Source organism: Skermanella stibiiresistens SB22, from assembly GCF_000576635.1.
Lineage (GTDB): Bacteria > Pseudomonadota > Alphaproteobacteria > Azospirillales > Azospirillaceae > Skermanella > Skermanella stibiiresistens.
Genome location: NZ_AVFL01000003.1, coordinates 234,725 through 252,200 on the forward strand (window position 1 = coordinate 234,725; position 17,476 = coordinate 252,200).

General features: G+C 66.4%; 16 protein-coding genes. 4 read left to right on the plus strand and 12 right to left on the minus strand.

What is annotated here, in order from left to right:
- Nucleotides 1-3: 3 nt before the first annotated feature.
- The 3 genes from N825_RS06175 to N825_RS06185 all read right to left on the minus strand — a co-directional run bounded on the left by N825_RS06175 (nucleotide 4) and on the right by N825_RS06185 (nucleotide 3,609).
- A complete protein-coding gene (locus N825_RS06175; RefSeq protein WP_037448320.1) occupies nucleotides 4-1,014 on the minus strand; it encodes an ABC transporter permease in 1,011 nt (336 codons plus the stop codon).
- The gene (locus tag N825_RS06180; RefSeq protein WP_037448322.1) at nucleotides 1,007-2,533 is read right to left on the minus strand and encodes a sugar ABC transporter ATP-binding protein; all 1,527 of its coding nucleotides are present in this window, start codon (nucleotides 2,531-2,533) and stop codon (nucleotides 1,007-1,009) included. Before N825_RS06180 ends, N825_RS06175 begins: the two co-directional genes overlap by 8 nt.
- Before the next feature lie 113 nt (nucleotides 2,534-2,646).
- Nucleotides 2,647-3,609, minus strand: a complete 963-nt coding sequence (locus tag N825_RS06185) for a sugar-binding protein (protein ID WP_037448324.1) — start codon at nucleotides 3,607-3,609, stop codon at nucleotides 2,647-2,649.
- A gap of 429 nt (nucleotides 3,610-4,038) precedes the next feature.
- Between N825_RS06185 and N825_RS06190 the strand changes: the two genes are divergently transcribed.
- On the plus strand, nucleotides 4,039-4,371 hold the full coding sequence (locus N825_RS06190) for a hypothetical protein (RefSeq protein WP_037448327.1): 333 nt from the start codon (nucleotides 4,039-4,041) through the stop codon (nucleotides 4,369-4,371).
- A 43-nt stretch (nucleotides 4,372-4,414) separates the two neighbouring features.
- Here the strand turns inward: N825_RS06190 and N825_RS06195 are convergent, their stop codons facing one another.
- The 3 genes from N825_RS06195 to dctP all read right to left on the minus strand — a co-directional run bounded on the left by N825_RS06195 (nucleotide 4,415) and on the right by dctP (nucleotide 7,360).
- On the minus strand, nucleotides 4,415-5,728 hold the full coding sequence (locus N825_RS06195; protein ID WP_037448329.1) for a TRAP transporter large permease: 1,314 nt from the start codon (nucleotides 5,726-5,728) through the stop codon (nucleotides 4,415-4,417).
- A complete protein-coding gene (locus N825_RS06200) occupies nucleotides 5,725-6,288 on the minus strand; it encodes a TRAP transporter small permease (RefSeq protein WP_051511618.1) in 564 nt (187 codons plus the stop codon). Before N825_RS06200 ends, N825_RS06195 begins: the two co-directional genes overlap by 4 nt.
- A gap of 61 nt (nucleotides 6,289-6,349) precedes the next feature.
- The gene (gene dctP, locus N825_RS06205) at nucleotides 6,350-7,360 is read right to left on the minus strand and encodes a TRAP transporter substrate-binding protein DctP (RefSeq protein WP_037448331.1); all 1,011 of its coding nucleotides are present in this window, start codon (nucleotides 7,358-7,360) and stop codon (nucleotides 6,350-6,352) included.
- A gap of 455 nt (nucleotides 7,361-7,815) precedes the next feature.
- On the opposite strand from dctP, the gene N825_RS06210 reads away from it, so the two are divergent.
- A complete protein-coding gene (locus N825_RS06210; protein ID WP_051511619.1) occupies nucleotides 7,816-8,850 on the plus strand; it encodes an alpha/beta hydrolase in 1,035 nt (344 codons plus the stop codon).
- A 30-nt stretch (nucleotides 8,851-8,880) separates the two neighbouring features.
- On the opposite strand, the gene N825_RS06215 is transcribed toward N825_RS06210, so the two are convergent.
- The 4 genes from N825_RS06215 to N825_RS06230 all read right to left on the minus strand — a co-directional run bounded on the left by N825_RS06215 (nucleotide 8,881) and on the right by N825_RS06230 (nucleotide 12,784).
- The gene (locus N825_RS06215; protein WP_037448334.1) at nucleotides 8,881-10,125 is read right to left on the minus strand and encodes an MFS transporter; all 1,245 of its coding nucleotides are present in this window, start codon (nucleotides 10,123-10,125) and stop codon (nucleotides 8,881-8,883) included.
- Between the two features lie 92 nt (nucleotides 10,126-10,217).
- Nucleotides 10,218-10,688 (minus strand): GNAT family N-acetyltransferase, encoded by a 471-nt coding sequence (locus tag N825_RS06220; protein ID WP_037448338.1) that lies wholly within the window; start codon nucleotides 10,686-10,688, stop codon nucleotides 10,218-10,220.
- Nucleotides 10,689-10,712: 24 nt separating this feature from the next.
- Nucleotides 10,713-11,726: a Vgb family protein gene (locus N825_RS06225; protein ID WP_051511620.1), complete on the minus strand. Its 1,014-nt coding sequence runs from the start codon at nucleotides 11,724-11,726 to the stop codon at nucleotides 10,713-10,715.
- 77 nt (nucleotides 11,727-11,803) lie between these two features.
- On the minus strand, nucleotides 11,804-12,784 hold the full coding sequence (locus N825_RS06230; protein ID WP_037448341.1) for a Bug family tripartite tricarboxylate transporter substrate binding protein: 981 nt from the start codon (nucleotides 12,782-12,784) through the stop codon (nucleotides 11,804-11,806).
- A gap of 192 nt (nucleotides 12,785-12,976) precedes the next feature.
- On the opposite strand from N825_RS06230, the gene N825_RS06235 reads away from it, so the two are divergent.
- Nucleotides 12,977-14,182 carry a mandelate racemase/muconate lactonizing enzyme family protein gene (locus N825_RS06235; protein WP_037448346.1) on the plus strand — a complete coding sequence of 402 codons (1,206 nt, stop codon included), beginning with the start codon at nucleotides 12,977-12,979 and terminating at the stop codon, nucleotides 14,180-14,182.
- A 31-nt stretch (nucleotides 14,183-14,213) separates the two neighbouring features.
- Here the strand turns inward: N825_RS06235 and N825_RS06240 are convergent, their stop codons facing one another.
- On the minus strand, nucleotides 14,214-15,329 hold the full coding sequence (locus tag N825_RS06240; protein WP_037448349.1) for a cyclase family protein: 1,116 nt from the start codon (nucleotides 15,327-15,329) through the stop codon (nucleotides 14,214-14,216).
- Nucleotides 15,330-15,592: 263 nt separating this feature from the next.
- Here N825_RS06240 and N825_RS06245 point away from each other — a divergent pair, with 263 nt between their 5' ends.
- On the plus strand, nucleotides 15,593-16,645 hold the full coding sequence (locus N825_RS06245; RefSeq protein WP_037448351.1) for a CobW family GTP-binding protein: 1,053 nt from the start codon (nucleotides 15,593-15,595) through the stop codon (nucleotides 16,643-16,645).
- A gap of 21 nt (nucleotides 16,646-16,666) precedes the next feature.
- On the opposite strand, the gene N825_RS06250 is transcribed toward N825_RS06245, so the two are convergent.
- The gene (locus N825_RS06250; protein WP_037448354.1) at nucleotides 16,667-17,473 is read right to left on the minus strand and encodes an SDR family NAD(P)-dependent oxidoreductase; all 807 of its coding nucleotides are present in this window, start codon (nucleotides 17,471-17,473) and stop codon (nucleotides 16,667-16,669) included.
- Nucleotides 17,474-17,476 lie beyond the last annotated feature (3 nt).

Here is a 17,476-nt window from a genome sequence, read left to right on the forward strand (position 1 = left end):
CGCTCAGACGGCGGCGCCGGCCGTTCCCTCCTTCGCGAGCTCGCGGGCGTCGGCGCTGGCCGTGGCCAGCCTGTGCTGGCGGCGGCGTTGCAGTTGCTGGTCGGTCAGCACGCCGAGCAGGATCACCGCGCCCATGACCGCGAAGTTCAGCGAGCTTGGGATACCCAGGATGTTGACCAGGTTCTGCAGGACTTGCAGCAGGACGGTGCCCAGCACGATGCCGAGGATCGAGCCCTCGCCGCCGCGCAGCGAGCAGCCGCCCAACACCGCGGCGGCGATGGCGTAAAGCTCATAGAAGTTGCCGTGCGCGGAGGGCGAGACCGATTGGGTGTAGAAGACGAAAAACACGGAGGAGATGCCGGCCAGCGTGCCCGCGATGACATAGGCCATGGTGATCACGGCGTTGGTCGGAATGCCGGAGAAGCGGGCGGCCTCCTCGCTCTTGCCGACGGCGAATAGATACCGACCATAGACTGAGCGGTGCAGGACGACCGCCATGATGGCCGCGACGATGATCAGGAAGATGAAGGTGTGGGGGATGTTGTAGGTTCGGCCGGACATCAGCCATTCGAGCGTTTCATAGCCCTCGCCATAGCCGAATCCCTGCGTCGAATCCGCCGTGTACCAACGGGCGATGCCCCGGTACAGCAGGAGGCCGCATAAGGTCACCACGAAGGGCTGCATCTTGAGCCGGGTCACCAGCAAGCCGTGGATCGCGCCCAGCGCCGAGCCGCCGGCGAGCGTGATGAGGAGCGAGAGGGGCCACCCCAACTCGTGATTGACCAAGAGATCCAAGAAGATCACGCCCAGCAGCGCGAACATCGATCCAACCGACAGTTCGACGCCGCCGGTGATGATCACCAGCCCAACGCCGATCGAGATCAGCCCGAACAGGCCGATCTGGTTGGCGAGGTTCATCAGGTTGACCTGGGACGCGAACTGGGGGTTGATCGCGGCGGTGATGAACCCGATGACCAGGATCAAGACCAGCAGGCCGAGTTCTTTCTTAAGCATGGACGACCGCTTCCTCCTTGGCCAAGTTCCCGACCGCGAGCATCAGGACGTTGTGCTCCGAAAACCGGGAGCGTTCGAGCAACCCGCTGATCTGGCCCTCGTGCATGACGGCGATCCGGTCGCTCACCCCGATCACCTCCTCCATGTCGCTGGAGATCATCAGGATCGCGACGCCGGCGTCGGCGAGCGCCCGCATCAGGGCGTAGATCTCGCCCTTGGCACCGACATCGATGCCGCGCGTCGGCTCGTCGAAGATGATGAATTGCGGGCGCATGGAGATCCATTTCGCCAGGACGATCTTCTGCTGGTTGCCTCCCGACAGGGTCACCGCGTCGGTGTCGATGGTCGGAGTCTTGATCGCGAGGGAGCGGCATTGCTCCTTGGCGACGGTCGCCTCACGCGCCGTATCGACCAGCATGGCCTTGGCGAAGCGGCTGAGATCCGGGAGCGAGATGTTCTCCGCCACCGTCATGTCGAGTAGCAGCCCCGACTTCTTCCGGTCCTCGGGGGCGAGATAGATGCCCCGCGCGATGGCGTCGGCCGGCACCTTGATCGAGATGGGCTCGCCATCCAGCAGGATGCGCCCGCGCAGGGCCGGATCGACGCCGAAGATCGCCTGGGCCATCGAGGTCCGGCCGGCACCGATCAAACCGGCCAATCCCAGGATCTCGCCGCGGCTGACGCTGAGCGAAACCTCCCGCTTGGGGAAGGCGGAGGTGACGAGACCCTGGACCTCCAGGCCACCCGGCCGGATCCCCGCCTTGGGCGGGATGTAGAGCGACTTGAGGTCGCGCCCGATCATCAGCCGGACCATCGCGGCGCTGGTGATCTGGGCCTTCGGCAGTTCGCCGACCTGGCGGCCGTCCCGCAGCACCACGACGCGGTCGGCGCAGTGCCTCACCTCGTTGAGCCGATGGGAGATGTAGATGATGCTGACGCCGGCGGCCTTGAGGTCGGCGATGACCTTCAGCAGCTTGTCGGTCTCGGTCAGCGTCAGGCTGGAGGTCGGTTCGTCCATGATGATGACGCGGGCGTCCATCGACAGCGCCTTGGCGATCTCGACCATTTGGCGTTGGGCGATGGACAGCCGTTCGACGGGGTCGTCCGGTTTGAAATCGACGCCCAAACGCGACAGCAGGGGTTTGACGCGATGGTGCAGCGCGGCGTTGTCGATCAGGTTGAGGATGCCGCCCTTGCGCGGCTCCCGCCCGATATAGATGTTGGCCGCGACGTCGAGGTTTTCGAAAAGGTGCAGTTCCTGGTGGACGAAGGCGATGCCGGCATGGGCCGCGTCCTTGATGCTCAACGCCGGCTTCGGAACGCCATCGATCACGATCGTGCCCGACGAGGGTTTGACGACGCCGCCCAGGATCTTCATCAATGTCGACTTGCCGGCGCCGTTCTCGCCGATCAGGCCCACGACCTCGCCTTTGCCGACCGTCAGATCGACACCGCGGAGGGCCTTGACGCCCGGATAGGTCTTGGTGATCGAGCGCAGTTCCAAAAGAGTATGCGACATACGCGAACCTCATTGGCGCGCGAGGAGCCATGGTCCCCGCGCGCTCCCGACCGAATGACGAACACCGAATGACGAACAGGGGTCCGGCGTGAGGAACCCGGACCCCTGGCGGGCTACTTCTTGAGCAGATCCCTGACCTTGGCCGAGAACTCCTTGACGTTGGACTTGTCGATCACCTGGGTCGGGATGATCTTCTGCTTGTCCGCGGGGATGAAGGATCGGTCGCCTTCGATGTACTTGGCGAGATAGATCATCGACTGGTAGCCGAACTCGTAGGGCTGCTGGACCACGGTGGCGTCGATGGCGCCGTCGGAAATGCCCTTGAGGGTCTGCTGGTCCTCGTCGAAGCCGACGATCTTGAGCGTGCCCTCCTTACCGGCGGCCTTCACCGCGTTGTAGATCTGTGGCGTGTTGTAGGCCCAGAGACCCACAAGCATGTCGATGTTCGGGTACTTCGTCAGGGTGTCCTCGACGTTGGCCTTGGCCTTGGTCTGGTCACCGCCGTCCGTCCGAACGTCCAGGATCTCGATCTTGGAGCCGGCGATCGCCTCCTTGATGCCTTGCAGGCGCTCCCGCGCGTTGGCGGCGTCCATGGTTCCGACGAACACCATGGCCTTCCCGCCGTTCGGCAGCGACTTCAACATCTGCTCGCCCGCCTGCCGGCCGGCGGCCACGTTGTCGGTCCCGATGTAGAGCGCGCGGTTCGACTTGGGCGCGTCGGCGTCCTGGGTGAACAGGGCGGCCTTGGATGCCACTTGGTTGAGGATTTCCGTGGAATTGTCGGGGTTGACCGGGCTGATGGAGATACCCGCGACGCCCTTGGCGAGCAGGTCCTCCATGATCCGCTTCTGAGCGGCGGCCGACATCTCGCCGGGGATGTAGAACTCGATGTTGTAGTTGGGCAGTTCCTTCTGGGCCTTCTCGGTGCCGCGCCGCGCGATCTGCCAGAAATCGGCCGGGACGTTGACCACGAAGGCCAGGGTCTTCTTCTCCTGGGCGACTGTCGCCTGAACCGGGATGGCTCCGGCCAGTACGGCGGTCGCCATGCCGATGAGGGCACTTCTACGTCCGATCATAGCGTTTCCTCGACTGTTGATTGTTATTTTCTTACGCTTTCTTGGGCCTACGGTTCCTGGAAACGTCGGACACACGCCCATGGCGTCGGTCCGGATCCCTGATCCGGGTCGGCGTATGATTTCAGGATGCAAACCGTTTTCAAGTCAAGGAGTAATTGGTAACTTAACGGTTAGGAATGAGTATTGCTTGCGCGCCCGCCGTGTTCATGCGAGCGTTGGTGTTTATTGCATCGCAACCGCGTTGTCCGGTGTGGTATGGCCGTCGCCGATCCGGGCCGGCCTGGAGAACGACACCATCAGTATGGACATCGCATTGGCCGCACTATCTCAAGTCGCGGGCCCCGCCAGATAAGCTTGATAAAGGCACCCGGAGGGCGGCGAACGCGGGCGAGTGGCGGGTATTGGTCTTGATCTTGGTTGGAAATCCGAATGTCATCCCCTGATCGCCATCCGGTGACACCGGATGGCCGCTACTTCGTCGTGAGGGGCCGATTGTGGCGCACCAGCGATCCGGACCTGGATCCGGTGGAACGTGAGCGATTGGTACGCGAGCTGATGGCGGCCCGGCGCGCCGTGCGTGCCGCCAAGGGCGATCCGGGCGAACTGGCCTCGGCGCGGGAGCGTGTCGATTCGGCCAAGCGGTCCCTGGGGGAGCGCGGTCCCGTCTGGTGGACCGACGGCTCCCCCGACCATAACAGGCGCATGGCGAGGAACACGCCCTACGCCGCTTGGTTCGCCTCCCTCGCCGAGGAGTCGACATAGGGCACGGGCCCGCCCATGGACCAGTCCCGTGCCCAGAACACGCTCACGCCGGTCCCATCAGCAGGTCCGGCAGCCACGTGGCGATGCCGGGGAAGACGCAGAGGATGAGGATCGCCAGCAGCATGCACATCACGTAGGGCAGCGAGCCCCACAGGATGCGGGACAGCGGCACGTCGGGGGCGATGCCGTTGATGACGTAGAGGTTGAGGCCGACCGGTGGCGTGATCAGGCCGACCTCCATGTTGATGGTCAGGATGACGCCGAACCAGATGATGTCGAAATCGGCGGCGGTGATGATCGGCAGCAGGATCGGCGTCGTCATCAGGATGATGGCGGCCGGCGGCAGGAAGCATCCGGCGACCAGCAGCATCGCGTTGATCGCCGCCAGCAGCACCCAGCGGTTGACGTCGAGCGCCGCGATCCACTCCGCCAGCGACTGGGTCAGGTACAGGTTGGTCAGCATGTAGGCGAACAGGATCGAGGTGCCGATGATCATCAGGATCATCACCGACTCCTTGGTCGTGTCGCGGAAGATCGCGACCAGATCCTGGATCCGCCACATGCGGTAGATCACGATGGCGAGCAGCAGGCAGAACAGCGCCCCGACCCCCGCCGCCTCGGATGGTGTCGCGACGCCGCCATAGAGCGCCCACATCACGGCCCCGATAATCGCCAGGAACGGCAGCACCTTGGGCAAGGCCGCGAACTTCTCGGCCCAGGTCCAGCGGAAGGCGGGATCGTAGGCTTGGTGGCCGCTGCGGCGGACGGCGAACCACGTCCAGGCCATGAACAGGGCGGTCAGCATGATGCCGGGCACCACGCCGGCCAGGAACAGCCGGCCGATCGAGCTTTCGGTCGCGATGCCATAGAGGATGAAGGTCAGGCTGGGCGGGATCAGGATGCCCAGCGTGCCGCCCGCCGCGATCGAGCCGGTGGCGATCCCGTCGGGATAGCCGCGCTTCCGCATCTCCGGGATGCCCATCTTGCCGATGGCGGCGCAAGTCGCCGGCGACGATCCCGTCAGCGCCGCGAACAGCGCGCAGGCCCCCAGGTTGGAGATCACCAGCCCGCCCGGCACCCGGTAGAGCCAGCGGTCCAGCGCCTCGTACAGGTCGCGCCCGGCGCGGGACGACGCGACCGCCGCCCCCATCAGCACGAACATCGGGATCGAGACCAGGGTGAAGTCGTCGAGGCCGCCCAGGAAGGTCTCGGCCATGAATTCCAGGCTGCGCGGCCCCTCGAAGGCGACCAGGGCCGCCACCGAGACGATGCCAAGCGAGAAGGCGATGGGCATTCCGGTGGCCATGACCAGGAGCGTGCCCAGCAGCACGAACAGTCCCATGAACAGCGGGCTCATGTCAGCGTATCCACATGCGCGGGGAAGGACTCGACCAGGGCGTCCGTGCCAGTCTTCGGCGGCAGGCCGAAGGGCAAGGTCCTGCCGGTGACGAGGCTCAGGATGTCGGCGACGTATTGCAGCGACAGGATGCCCATGCCGACCGGCAGCGACAGGTGGGGAATCCACAATGGCACCCGCCACAGCGTGTCGGAGTGCCAGTCCTTCGACCACGCCTCGTGCCAGTACCACGCGCCGAACCAGAACAGCAGCAGGCAGAAGCCCAGCGCTCCGACCGAGGCGACCATCGCCAGCGCGAAGCGCAGGCGCGGGCCGGCGTAGATCGGCAGGATGTCCATGTTTACGTGGCCGCGAAGCAGCAGGACATAGGGACTGCCGATCAGCGTCGACGCGATCAGCGCGTAGATCACGAATTCGGTCTGCCAGATGGTGGGCTGGCCGAAGGCGTAGCGCTGGACCACCATGTGGGTGACGACAAAAATGGAGATGAGGATCAGCGAGCCCGCGACGAAGCCGCAGGCCCGCGACAACACCGCCACGCTCCGGATGAAAATGTCCATGGGGGTCCCTTTTCCGCCCCGTCCCGGATATTCTGGTCCGGGACGGGGGGCCGTGATGGGGTTATTCGACGGCCAGCGCCTTGTCGATCAGCGCCTGGCCGTTGGGGACCTCGGCCGCGAAGGTCTTGTAGGACGTCTCCTTGGCCAGCGCGCGCCAGGCATCGGCCTGCGCGGCGGTCATGTGGACGATCTCGACGCCGGCTTTCTGGAACAGGTCGACCATCGAGGCGTCCGCCTCGGCCGCCTTCTTGAAGCCGTAGTCCTCCGCCTTCTTGGCGGCGGCCATCAGCGCCTCCCGCTGCTTCGGCTCCAGCCGGTCGAAGCTGCGCTTGGACATCAGCAAGGGCTCGTACATGAACCACAGGGCCTGATCGCCCGGCGGGGTCATGCACTTGACCTGCTCCTGCAGGCGATAGGAGCTGAAGCTCTCCGACGAGGTATTGGCGGCGTCGAGCACGCCGGTCTGCATCGCCGTGTAGATTTCCGAACTGGGCATCGAGGCCAGCGAGGCGCCGGCTCCCGCCAGCATCCGCTCGAACATCGGGCCGGCGGCGCGCATCACCTGCCCCTTGGCGTCCTCCGGATTGAGGATGCATTGCTTCTTCGACGCGAAGCCACCGGCCAGCCAGCCATCGGCGATCACGATGATCCCCTCGCCCTCGACGATCTTCTTGATGTCATCCATGAACGGCGACTTGGACAGCCGGATTGCGTGCTCGTGGTTCTTGACCAGACCCGGCATCAGCGTGGCGCTGAACTGCGGGTGCTTGCCCGCCGCGTAGTCGAGCGGGAACAGCGAGATGTCGATCTGGCCCTTGGACAGCGCGCTCCACTGCTCGCGCGGCTTGACCAGGGAGGAGCCGGGAAACACCCGGACGTCGAGGTCGACATTGGCGGCGGCCAGTTCCTTGGCGATGATCTGGATCATCTCGTCGCGGAAGTCGCCCGTGCCGCTCGGCCACTGGTGCGAGGCCTTCAAGGTCAGGGCCGCCGCCGGGAGCGACGGCAGCGCCAGCATCCCGGCGAACAGCGCCGCGGCCGCGGTACGGCACAAAAGATTGAATTGTTTCATGATCTTTCCTCCCTATTGGTCGCATGCTGTTCCGCATGTCCATTCCGGAATTCCATACGCGTTTATCGGTGGCCGCGCAACACGGCAGCATCGCGTCGTCGTTCCCACGCTTTGAGACCGACCGCGCGGGACCGTCAAAGGAGGCGTCAAGTAACAGCTCGCGTCAGGACAAATGGAAAAACGCGCGTCGCGACGATTTCACCTGGAAAGCTATGGTTTCTCTCACCCGGGAGGCTTCCAGGAGACGGGAGAGAGCGCACCGCGCCAGCGGTGATTGGCGGAATTCGTCCAGGATCATGGTGGATCAGGATGCGACTCGCGACGGGCGGTCGGACCATCCGAAAACATCAGGGCCAAAAATTCCGGGGTGAATGACGGGCGTCCAACGGCTAGTTTGCCATGTAGCCCATCGGACCCGCGATCCAGGCATGGGACGATCAGGAGGGAAGACCAGCGTGACAGGCGACATTCCGGAAACCGAGTTGACATTCGAGCACATCCATCTGACCGAGCCGGAGGCGGCACGGTTGCTGGAGGGGCGTCTCATCCGGCGTGGCGAGCGGGTGATGGATCCCAAGGCGCAAATCGTCGGCGAGGTGATCAAGCGCCTCCGTCCCCCCGGCGCGCTGCCGACACCGGAGGAGGCGCGCGGTCAGTTTCGCAAGATGGTCGAGTTGCTGGACAAGCCGCCTCCGGGCTCGATCGAAGTCTCCGACCTGACCTGCCCCGGACCGGCTGGACCGATCCCCCTGCGGCTCTACGCGCCCGCCGGAGCCGGGCCGCGCTCCCTGTTGTTGTATTTCCACGGTGGCGGGTGGATGCAGGGTGGGCTGGAGACGCACCACGGCGCCTGCGGCAAGCTCGCGGCCTGGTCCGGCTCGCTGGTCCTCGCCGTCGATTACCGTCTGGCGCCCGAGCACAAGTTCCCGGCCGGGCTGGAGGATTGTCTGGCGGCTTGGCGCTGGCTGGCGGCCAACGCCGCGACGCTCGGCGCCGATCCCCAGCGGCTGGCGATCGGCGGCGACAGCGCGGGTGGCAATCTCGCGGCGGCGGTGTGCCAAGCCCTGGTCGGCGGCGGCGAACCCGTGCCGGTGGCCCAGCTTCTCATCTACCCCTCGCTGGATTTGGGCTGGAACCTGCCCTCCCACCTGGAACTGGCCGACGCCCACATCCTGCCCCGCGACCGGGTGCTGTGGTATACCGACCTCTACCTCACCTCGCGGGAACAGGCCGACGATGCCCGCGTCTCGCCGCTGCGCGCCGGCGACCTCGGCGGCCAGCCGCCCGCGATGATTGTCACCGGCGGCTTCGATCCACTGCTGGATGATGGACGCCTTTACGCCGACCGGTTGGAGGCGGCGGGAACGCCGGTGACCTATCGGGAATTTCCCGGCCAGATCCACGCCTTCATCTCGCTGACCCGCGTCATCCCGCAGGGCGACGAGTGCCTGCGGGAGGCGGCGGACTGGCTCAAGGCGAGGATTGGCTGATCCCGTCGCCGATCCCGCGCGCGCGGCTCCCTAGGCGGGAGCCGCCGCCAAGGGTCTGACACTCTCCCGGATCGGCAGGTGGACAAGCGCGCTGAAGGCGCCGATGCCGACGCCGATCCACCATACGGCGTCGTAGCTGCCATAGGCGTCGTACAGCCGCCCGCCGAGCCAGACGCCGAAAAAGCTGCCGAGCTGGTGGCTCATGAACACGATGCCGTAGAGCGTGCCCATATAGCGCAGGCCATAGAGATGGGCGACGAGGCCCGAGGTCAGCGGCACGGTGGCGAGCCACAGGCTGCCCATCACGGCCGAGAACACCAGCACCGTGGTCGGCGTCATCGGCGTCAGGATGAACCACGCCGAGGCCAGGGTGCGGCCGGTGTAGATCGCGGCGAGCAGGTATTTCTTGGAATAGCGCTTGCCGGCCCAGCCTGCGGCCAGCGTGCCCGCGATGTTGCCGAGCCCGATGATCGATATCGCGACCGCGCCAAGCGAACTGGTCGTCGTGATGCCCATGGCGTGCAGCACGCCGCCCAGCATGATCGGGCCGCAGACCTCGGCCACGAAGGCGGGGAAGTGCGCCGTGATGAAGGCGAGCTGGTAGCCGCAGGAGAAGAAGCCCAGGAAGATCAGGGCGAAGCTCGGGTCGCGCAGCGCTCCGATCACCACCGTGCCCATGCTCCGCTGAAGCTCGGCCTTGGACGCCGGGGCCGGCGAGCGCATCCAGGGCAGCACGAGGAGCGCCGCCAGGATCATCACCGCGAAGGCCATGAACACGCCCTGCCACGGCATCAAGGCCAGCAATCCCTCGGCCACCGGCGGCCCCAGCACCTGCCCGGCCGATCCGGCGGCGGTCACGATGGCCAGCGACATCGATCGGTTGGCGTCGGACGAGGCCCGCCCCACGACGGCCAGCACCACGCCGAACCCGGTTCCCGCGATGCCCAGCCCGACCAGCACCTCGTAGAGGTGATGCTCGATCGGCAGGGTGGCGCCGGCGGAGAGCACGAGGCCCAGCGCGTAGGCCAAGGCCCCGAGGATGATCGCCTTGCGGTCGCCGATCTTTTCGGCGGCGGCACCGAAGAAGGGTTGACCGAAGCCCCAGGCGAGATTCTGGATCGCGATCGCCAGCGAGAACTCGGCGCGCGGCCAGTTGAACTCCATCGCGATGGGAAGCTGGAAGACGCCGAAGGAGGCGCGGATGCCGAAGCTGACCAGCACCACGAGGCAGCCGGCGAGCAGGACGGGCGTGACGAGGGGGGATCGCTGGATCATCCAACTTCTCTGCGCCCGGTCCGGACAGTCTGTCAAGCGGCGGAACCGCGTGGCCTGCCCTGCGCTGGATGACGCCCCGGAGCCGTCGCGGCCTACCGCAACCACTTCTCCATGGCGAAGTTGTGGATGGGAACGTCACCGATCAGCAGATCCCGGCGCTTGATCACGGCGAAGCCCCGACTGAGGAGGAAACGCTTCGCCGCCTCGCTGGCCTCGACATGGATCCGGGCGAGCCCAGCGGCGAGGGCGGTGGCCTCCAGCGCGTCATGGAGCGCCGTCGTCGCACCCGTGCCCGCCGCTTCCGGCGCGCGGTAGAAAAACCCGATATGCCCGTCAGCCTCGATGTCACCAAAGGCGAGCGGATGATCGCCGCCGTCCACGGCGACGAGGGCGGTTCGGCCATCCGTGTATCGGCGGTGGATCTCCTCGGGGGTCGGCGCGAGCGATGCCCACGCCTCGACTTGCCGCGCCGAATAATCCCTCGGGCCGATGCCGCGGACAGATCGATGGTAGAGTTCCGCCAAGGCCGGGGCATCGGCGGCGGCGTAGTCCCGGATCCGCATCCCGTGTTTCCCCAAGCTGTTGCCTCAGTCGTCGGTCCGCACCAGCATCAGCCGGTCGGTGCCCGACTCCGGCAGCCAGACCTCACCCGGCCTGCCGAGGATCTGCCGCACGTTGGCGGCCTCCGCGCTGCCCGGATAGGCGGCGGTGAATCGCTCCTGGGTGGGATCGAAGGACAGCACGGCGTTGGCGGTGAAGTCGCTGACCCAGACGATGTCGCGCTCGTCCACATAGACGGCGTAGGCGGTCGGGTTGTCGCCCGGCAGTTTCCACGTCTTCCAGGCTCCGGTCGCGGGCTCGAAGCGGCTGAGCTGGCCCGAGTTCCATTCGGAGATCCAGAGACCGCCCTTGGAATCCGACCAGACCCGCCGGGCTCCCTGGTCCTCGGTCGGGGGCTCGATGACGGTGGCCTCACCCGTCGCCGCATCGATCCGGGCCAAGTGACTGCCGGCCAGCGAGACGTAATAGACCGTGCCATCCGGCGTGGCCGCGATGCCGTAGGGGCCTCGGCCCTCCGGATCGCGGAACACCCGCATCTCCCCCGTCCGCGGGTCGAGCCGGCCGTAGATGCCATTCTGCCCGGTGAACCAGTGGATCCCGTCGCGATCGAAGGTGCCGGTGTTCAGGTTGGCGGAAGCGGCGTCCGCCGGCAGTTTCCAGACCTTGACCTGCTCGGTCGCGGGGTCGAACCGGACGATGGCGTTTTGTCCACCGTCGGTGATCCAGGCCGCCCCGTCCGGCCCCTGGATGACGCCGTGCGGCCGCGAGCCCGATCCCAATGGCACCTGCCGAACGGCGCCCGTTTGGGGATCGAGGATGCCGAGGGCACCTTGGCGCTGGGCGGTGTACCAGACCTTGCCGTCCGGTGCCGGCGCCACGTCATGCGGACCGGACCCTTGGGGCAGCGGATAGACCTTGGTCGAGGCTTCGAGCGCCCGCGCGCTCGTGGGAGCCGCGACGGACGACGCCAAGGCTAGGATGGCGATGGCGGCGCCCGCGAGAACGCGCCCGGCGGCGTGGCGGGAAGTGACTGACCTCATGGAAAACCTCCTGAACGGGTTCCGCATCCGCACCCTTCAACAGAGTTTATCGGGACTCGGTCAATCGGTGACGTTCGTCAGTTGACGAGACCCAACTCCATCAGCGTGCCCTCGATCCGCCCCTTCTCGTCCGTTAGGAAGGCGGCGAACTGGTCGGCGGACTTGTAGAGGTTGATCCAGCCGCGCTGCTCGGAGATCTCCTTCCACTGCGGGCTGGCGGTGACCTGGGCCATGGCGTCGTCGAGCTGCTTTTTCTCCGCCGCCTTCAGGTCCTGCTTGGCGAACACGGCGCGCCAGTTGACGAGTTCGACATCGAGCCCCTGCTCCTTGAAGGTGGGGACGTCGATGCCGGGCAGTCGCTGGGGCGCCGAGATCGCGATGGCGCGGAGCTTGCCGGCCTGGAGCTGGGAGGCGAACTCGTTGTAGCCGCCGGTCCCGACGGTGATGTGGTTGCCCAGCAGGGCGGCCATCAGTTCGCCGCCGGCGCCGCTGGCGATGTAGTTCATCTTGGTGACGTCGCCGCCCGCCGCCTTGACCACCAGCCCCGACAGGATGTGGTCGGGGCTGCCGACCGCGAAGCCGCCCCAGGAGACCGAGCCGGGGTCGGCCTTGAACTTGTCGAGCAGGTCCTGGAGCGACTTGATCGGCGAATCCGCCGCGACGACCAGCGGCTGGTACTCGCCGGTCAGCAGGGCGAGCGGCATCACCTGATCCAGGGTGACAGGCGACTTGTTTATCCGAATCGCTCCGATCATCCCCAAGCCGCCGATCATCAGGCTCGGGTTTCGCTTCTTGGCGGTGACGAACTGGGACAGGCCGATGGTGCCGCCGGCGCCGGGGACGTTGACGACCTGCACGCTCGAGGCGAGGTTCAGGTCCTGCATGACCTGCTGGAGGGCGCGGGCATGCTGGTCATAGCCGCCGCCGCTATTGGCCGGGGCGATGATCTCCAAGCCCTTGATCTCGGCGTGTGCCGGAAGGATGACGAGGGTACAGGCGACCGACACCGCGGATGCCGCGATCAGCTTGCGGATGAGGCCGATGCCATTCCATCCCATGGCGTTTTCTCCCTTTGACGTTTATTTTTCGTTGCGACGGTTTAGGAAACCACCGTCCGCCAAGTGATGGTTTTCGTCAAGCCAGCGGCGATTGGAGAGCCTCGCGGCGAGGATGTTATGGACAGCCGCGGGTGGACGCGCGAAACATCATGGTTCGGAACGGCGGTGACGCCCATGATTAGGAGACCGGCGATGTCCAAGGTGCGCTGCGTCCGCACGATCCGCATCGCGGAGCGGCCAAACCTCATCTGGGTCGAAGTCGAGACCGACGAGGGACTGACAGGGCTGGGCGAAACCTTCCGGGGCGCCCAGGCGGTCGAGGCGGTGATCCACGAACAGGTGGCGCCCTGGCTGATCGGGCGCGACAGCCGGCGGATCGAGCCGGTGTCGCGTCACCTGATGAACCCTTATGTCGGTTTCCAAAGCTCGGGCGCCGAGATCAGGGCGGCCAGCGCCATCGACCTGGCCCTGTGGGACCTCGCGGGGAAGCGGCACGGCATACCGGTCCATGAGGCCCTAGGGGGAGCGACACGGACGGAAATCCGCACCTACAACACCTGCGCCGGCTACGCCTATAACAGCGGCGCCGGGCGGCGGAGCATCGGTTCCGGCGACGCCGCGACTGGACCCTATGACGACCAGATCGCCTTCACGCGCGACCCGGCCGGGTTGGCGGAAAGCCTGCTGGCGGAGGGATTCACGGCCATGAAGATCTGGCCTTTCGATCCCTACGCCGAGGCCTCGGGAGGACAGATGATCGGGCTTTCCGATCTCAACGCCGGGCTGGAGCCGTTCCGGAAGATCCGGGCCGCGGTCGGCGACCGCATGGATATCATGTGCGAGTTGCACAGCCTGTGGAGCGCCAGCGCCGCGCTCAGGATCTGCCAAGGGCTCGAGGATCTCGACATCTTCTGGGTCGAGGATCCCATCGGCAAGATGGCTGATTTCAAGGCCTTGGCCGACCTGCGCCGCCGGATCCGCGTGCCGATCTGCGGCAGCGAGACGCTGGGCGGCGCCGTGTCGTTCCGCCAGTTGCTGGAGGCTGACGCCACCGACATCGTCATGCTCGATCTCGCCTGGTGCGGCGGGTTGACGGAGGGGCGCAAGATCGCCGCCCTGGCGGAGGCCCACGCCAAGCCGCTGGCACCCCACGACTGCACTGGACCGGTCACGCTGATGGCCGGCCTGCACCTGGCCCTTCACGCCCCCACCGCGATCTTCCAGGAGGTGGTGAGGGCGACCTTGGCGACGTGGTACCGCGATCTCGTCACCGACCTGCCGACGGTGGTCAATGGCATGGTGCGGGCGCCCGACAAGCCGGGGCTCGGCACCGACCTGCTGCCGGAAGTCCGCCACCGGGACGACGCCGTCGTTCGCGAGGCCGGCGATCCGCTCTGATCCAGCGGGTCGCGGCCTCGCTGAAGCCGGCTCAGGTGATCGCGATCGGCGTGCCACCGGACGCGGTGGCGCCCTTCAGCGCCATCGGGCTGAAGATGTAGACGAACTGGTATTTGCGGTCGGCGATCAGATCGTCGAAGACGAGATTCTCATGATTGAGGATGCCGTGCTTGGTCTGAAGCTCGACATGGACCGGGAAAGCCAGGTTCTTGTCGGGGTTGGGCACGACCTCCACCGCCCAGGTGTCGGCCCCCGTCAGGCACAGGTCCTTCTCGATCACCCAGCGGGCGACCTCCAGCCCGATGCCGGGTTCGCCGCCGTTGAAGCGGTCGTTGTTCTTCATCCAAAGCTGGCCCCAGCCGGTATTGAAGAAGATGCCGTCGCCGGGCTTGATCGCGTCCTCGGCCATGTCCTGGCGCTTGAGGGCGGCGCGGACATCGGCCAGCGATATCTCCTCGCCCGCCTCCAGCATGCGGCCCTTCAAGCCGGCGATGTCGACCAAATGACCGTTTGTGAACAGGGGTTTCAGCTTCTCGACGCCCAGCTTCTTGAGCCCATAGGCGCTGGCCATCTCGGCCATGGTGACGCCGTTGTAGAATCGCATGTCGTTGAGATCGCCGGCCTTGCCGGTCTGCACCCCGATATGGCCGAGCCCATCGAACTGGGTGCCGATCTGGCCGATCTCGGCCGTCACGAACTCGTCGTTGTAGACCATGTTGTTGCCGCCGAAGGGTCCGCCGGTCGGAGCACCTGGGATCCGCAGCGCGAAGACGCGCGCGCCGAACAGCGGCATGCCCGCTTCGTAGACCCGGCCGATCTTGTAGATCCTGCCGTCGCGGATCGACTTCGCGACCTCCAGGACCTTGGCCGGGGTGATGTGGTTGGAGGCGCCCGCCTCGTCGTCGGCACCCCATTTCGACGGCCACCACGTTTCGCCCGACGCGCTGGTCGAACTGGTCCCCCCGGCTGCGGTCTGGGCCTGTGCCACGGTGATCGGCGCCGAGCCGAACTTGCCGAAAGCGGCGCCGGCCGCGGCGGCGGTGACGACGCCAGCGGTCTTCATGAAGCTGCGGCGTTCCGGCTGGTCCACCTCGCCGCCGGTCGGATTGGTGGCGGCGGAATCCTGTTGGGGTTGATCCTCATCCATCGTCGCGTTCCTCCCCTGGCTGTTTTCAGGTCATTGTTCTGGCAATGAACTCATTGGCCATGGCAGCGTCGGGGCGGGTGCCGAAGTTGTCAAGCGGTCCGGAGTGACAAATAAGAGCGTGCCTTTATATTTAGACAGTGCCGGGTTTTACTGCACCCGCGAACACAACCGAAGTGGATTGCCGACCCGACGCCACGCCGATATCATCCTGTCGCGAGGCGTAGTCACGCCGCGAATCAATAATAAGCCGGGACCGCGCCGCCATGAGCCTGTTCGACCGCGACAAGTCCGCCGACCGCCTGCCGCTGTCGGTCGTGACGGGGTTCCTCGGCAGTGGCAAGACGACATTGCTCAACCACCTGCTCCAGCATCCCGGCATGGCCGAGACCGCCGTCATCATCAACGAGTTCGGCGAGATTGGGCTGGACCACCTTCTGGTCGAGCGGGTCGATGGCGACATGGTCGTCATGGCCAGCGGCTGCCTGTGCTGCACCATCCGCAACGACTTGGAAACGACGCTGCGCGGCCTGCTGGTGCGGGTGGATGCCGGCGAACTCCCGCCGTTCCGTCGCATCCTGATCGAGACCACCGGCCTCGCCGATCCGGCGCCGATCGTCCAGATGCTGCTGAACAACCCGATGGTCTGCCACTGGATCAGGCTGGACGCCGTGGTGACCACCGTCGACGCGGTCCATGGCGGGCGCCAACTGGACGAGCAGCCGGAACCGGTCAAGCAGGTCGCCATGGCTGATCGGCTGGTGCTGACCAAGACGGATATCGCGGCGCCCGCGGCGGTCGAGGATTTGACCCAACGGCTTCGGGCAATCAACCCGGCGGCGCCGATCCTGCCGGTCAGCCACGGCGGGATCGATCCGGACAAGTTGTTCGGCGCCGACCTGTTCGATCCGGAAACGAAAAGCGCCGACGTGCGACGCTGGCTGAACGAGGAGGCTTACTCCGGCGAAGGGCCTCGGCATGACCATCACCACGATGTCAACCGGCACGACTCGCGTATCCTCGCGACCTGCCTGACGCACGACCAGCCGCTGGACTGGGCGGCGGTCAACGACTGGCTGTCCGCGCTCCGCGCCCGTCATGGCGAGAACTTGCTGAGGCTGAAGGGCGTGGTGAACCTTCGGGACGAGGCTGGCCCGATCGTTGTCCATGGGGTTCACCACGTCTTCCATCCGCCGGTGGCCCTGGAGGCGTGGCCCGACGCGGATCACAGGACCCGGCTGGTGCTGATCACCCGCGATCTGCATGCCGACACCCTGCGCGCCGCCTGGGCCGAGCTGACACTCGATCCGGGACGGTGACGCCCGCGCCGACGCCCGCCGTCAGAGCGCCGCGTGGTCCTTCACGGCCTCCTCCAGCGCCGGCTTCAGCCCGAGAAAGCGTTCATCGACCGCCGCTGGGTTATCGCGGTTGAGCGCGATCATCTTGGCGCGGGCCTCGCCACCCCTGATCACCTCGAAGGCGCCGGCCTCGATCCCCTCGACGATGGCGTCCGCGACGGCGGCGGCGGGCTCGCGCGAGAATCCCAGTTCCGGACCGGCGCGATTCGATTTCATCATCGGCGTGTCGGTGCCGCCGGGATAGGCCGTCAGCACGTGGACGCCCTCCCCTTTCAGTTCACGCCTGAGCGCCTCGCCGAAACGGGCGAGACCGGCCTTCACCGCCGCGTAGGTGGCGTAGAACGGCGCGCCGATCAGGGCGATGCCGGAGGCGACGTTGACGACCATCGCGTCGCCGCCGTCGCGCAGCGCCGGGAGCGCCGCGCGGGTCAGCAGGATCGGAGCCGCGAGATCGACGGAGATCATCGCGAGGATATCCGCCTCGGACGTGTTCTCCAGGCGTCCCGCCCTGACACCGCCGGCGTTGTTGACGAGGATGTCGAGGCCGCCGAGCGCGTCGAGCGCTAAGGACAGGGTCGCGGCGCGGCCCTCCTCCGTGGCGACATCCGCCGCGATTCCCTGGGCGTCGCCGCCCCTCGCGTTGAGGTGGTCGACCGCCGCCGCCAAGACGTCGGCGCGCCGGCCGGAGATCACGACCTTGGCCCCCTTCGCCATGAGCGCCTGGGCCAAGGCTAGGCCGATGCCGCTCGACCCGCCGGTGACGAGAACCCGTTTGCCGTTGATATCCATGTG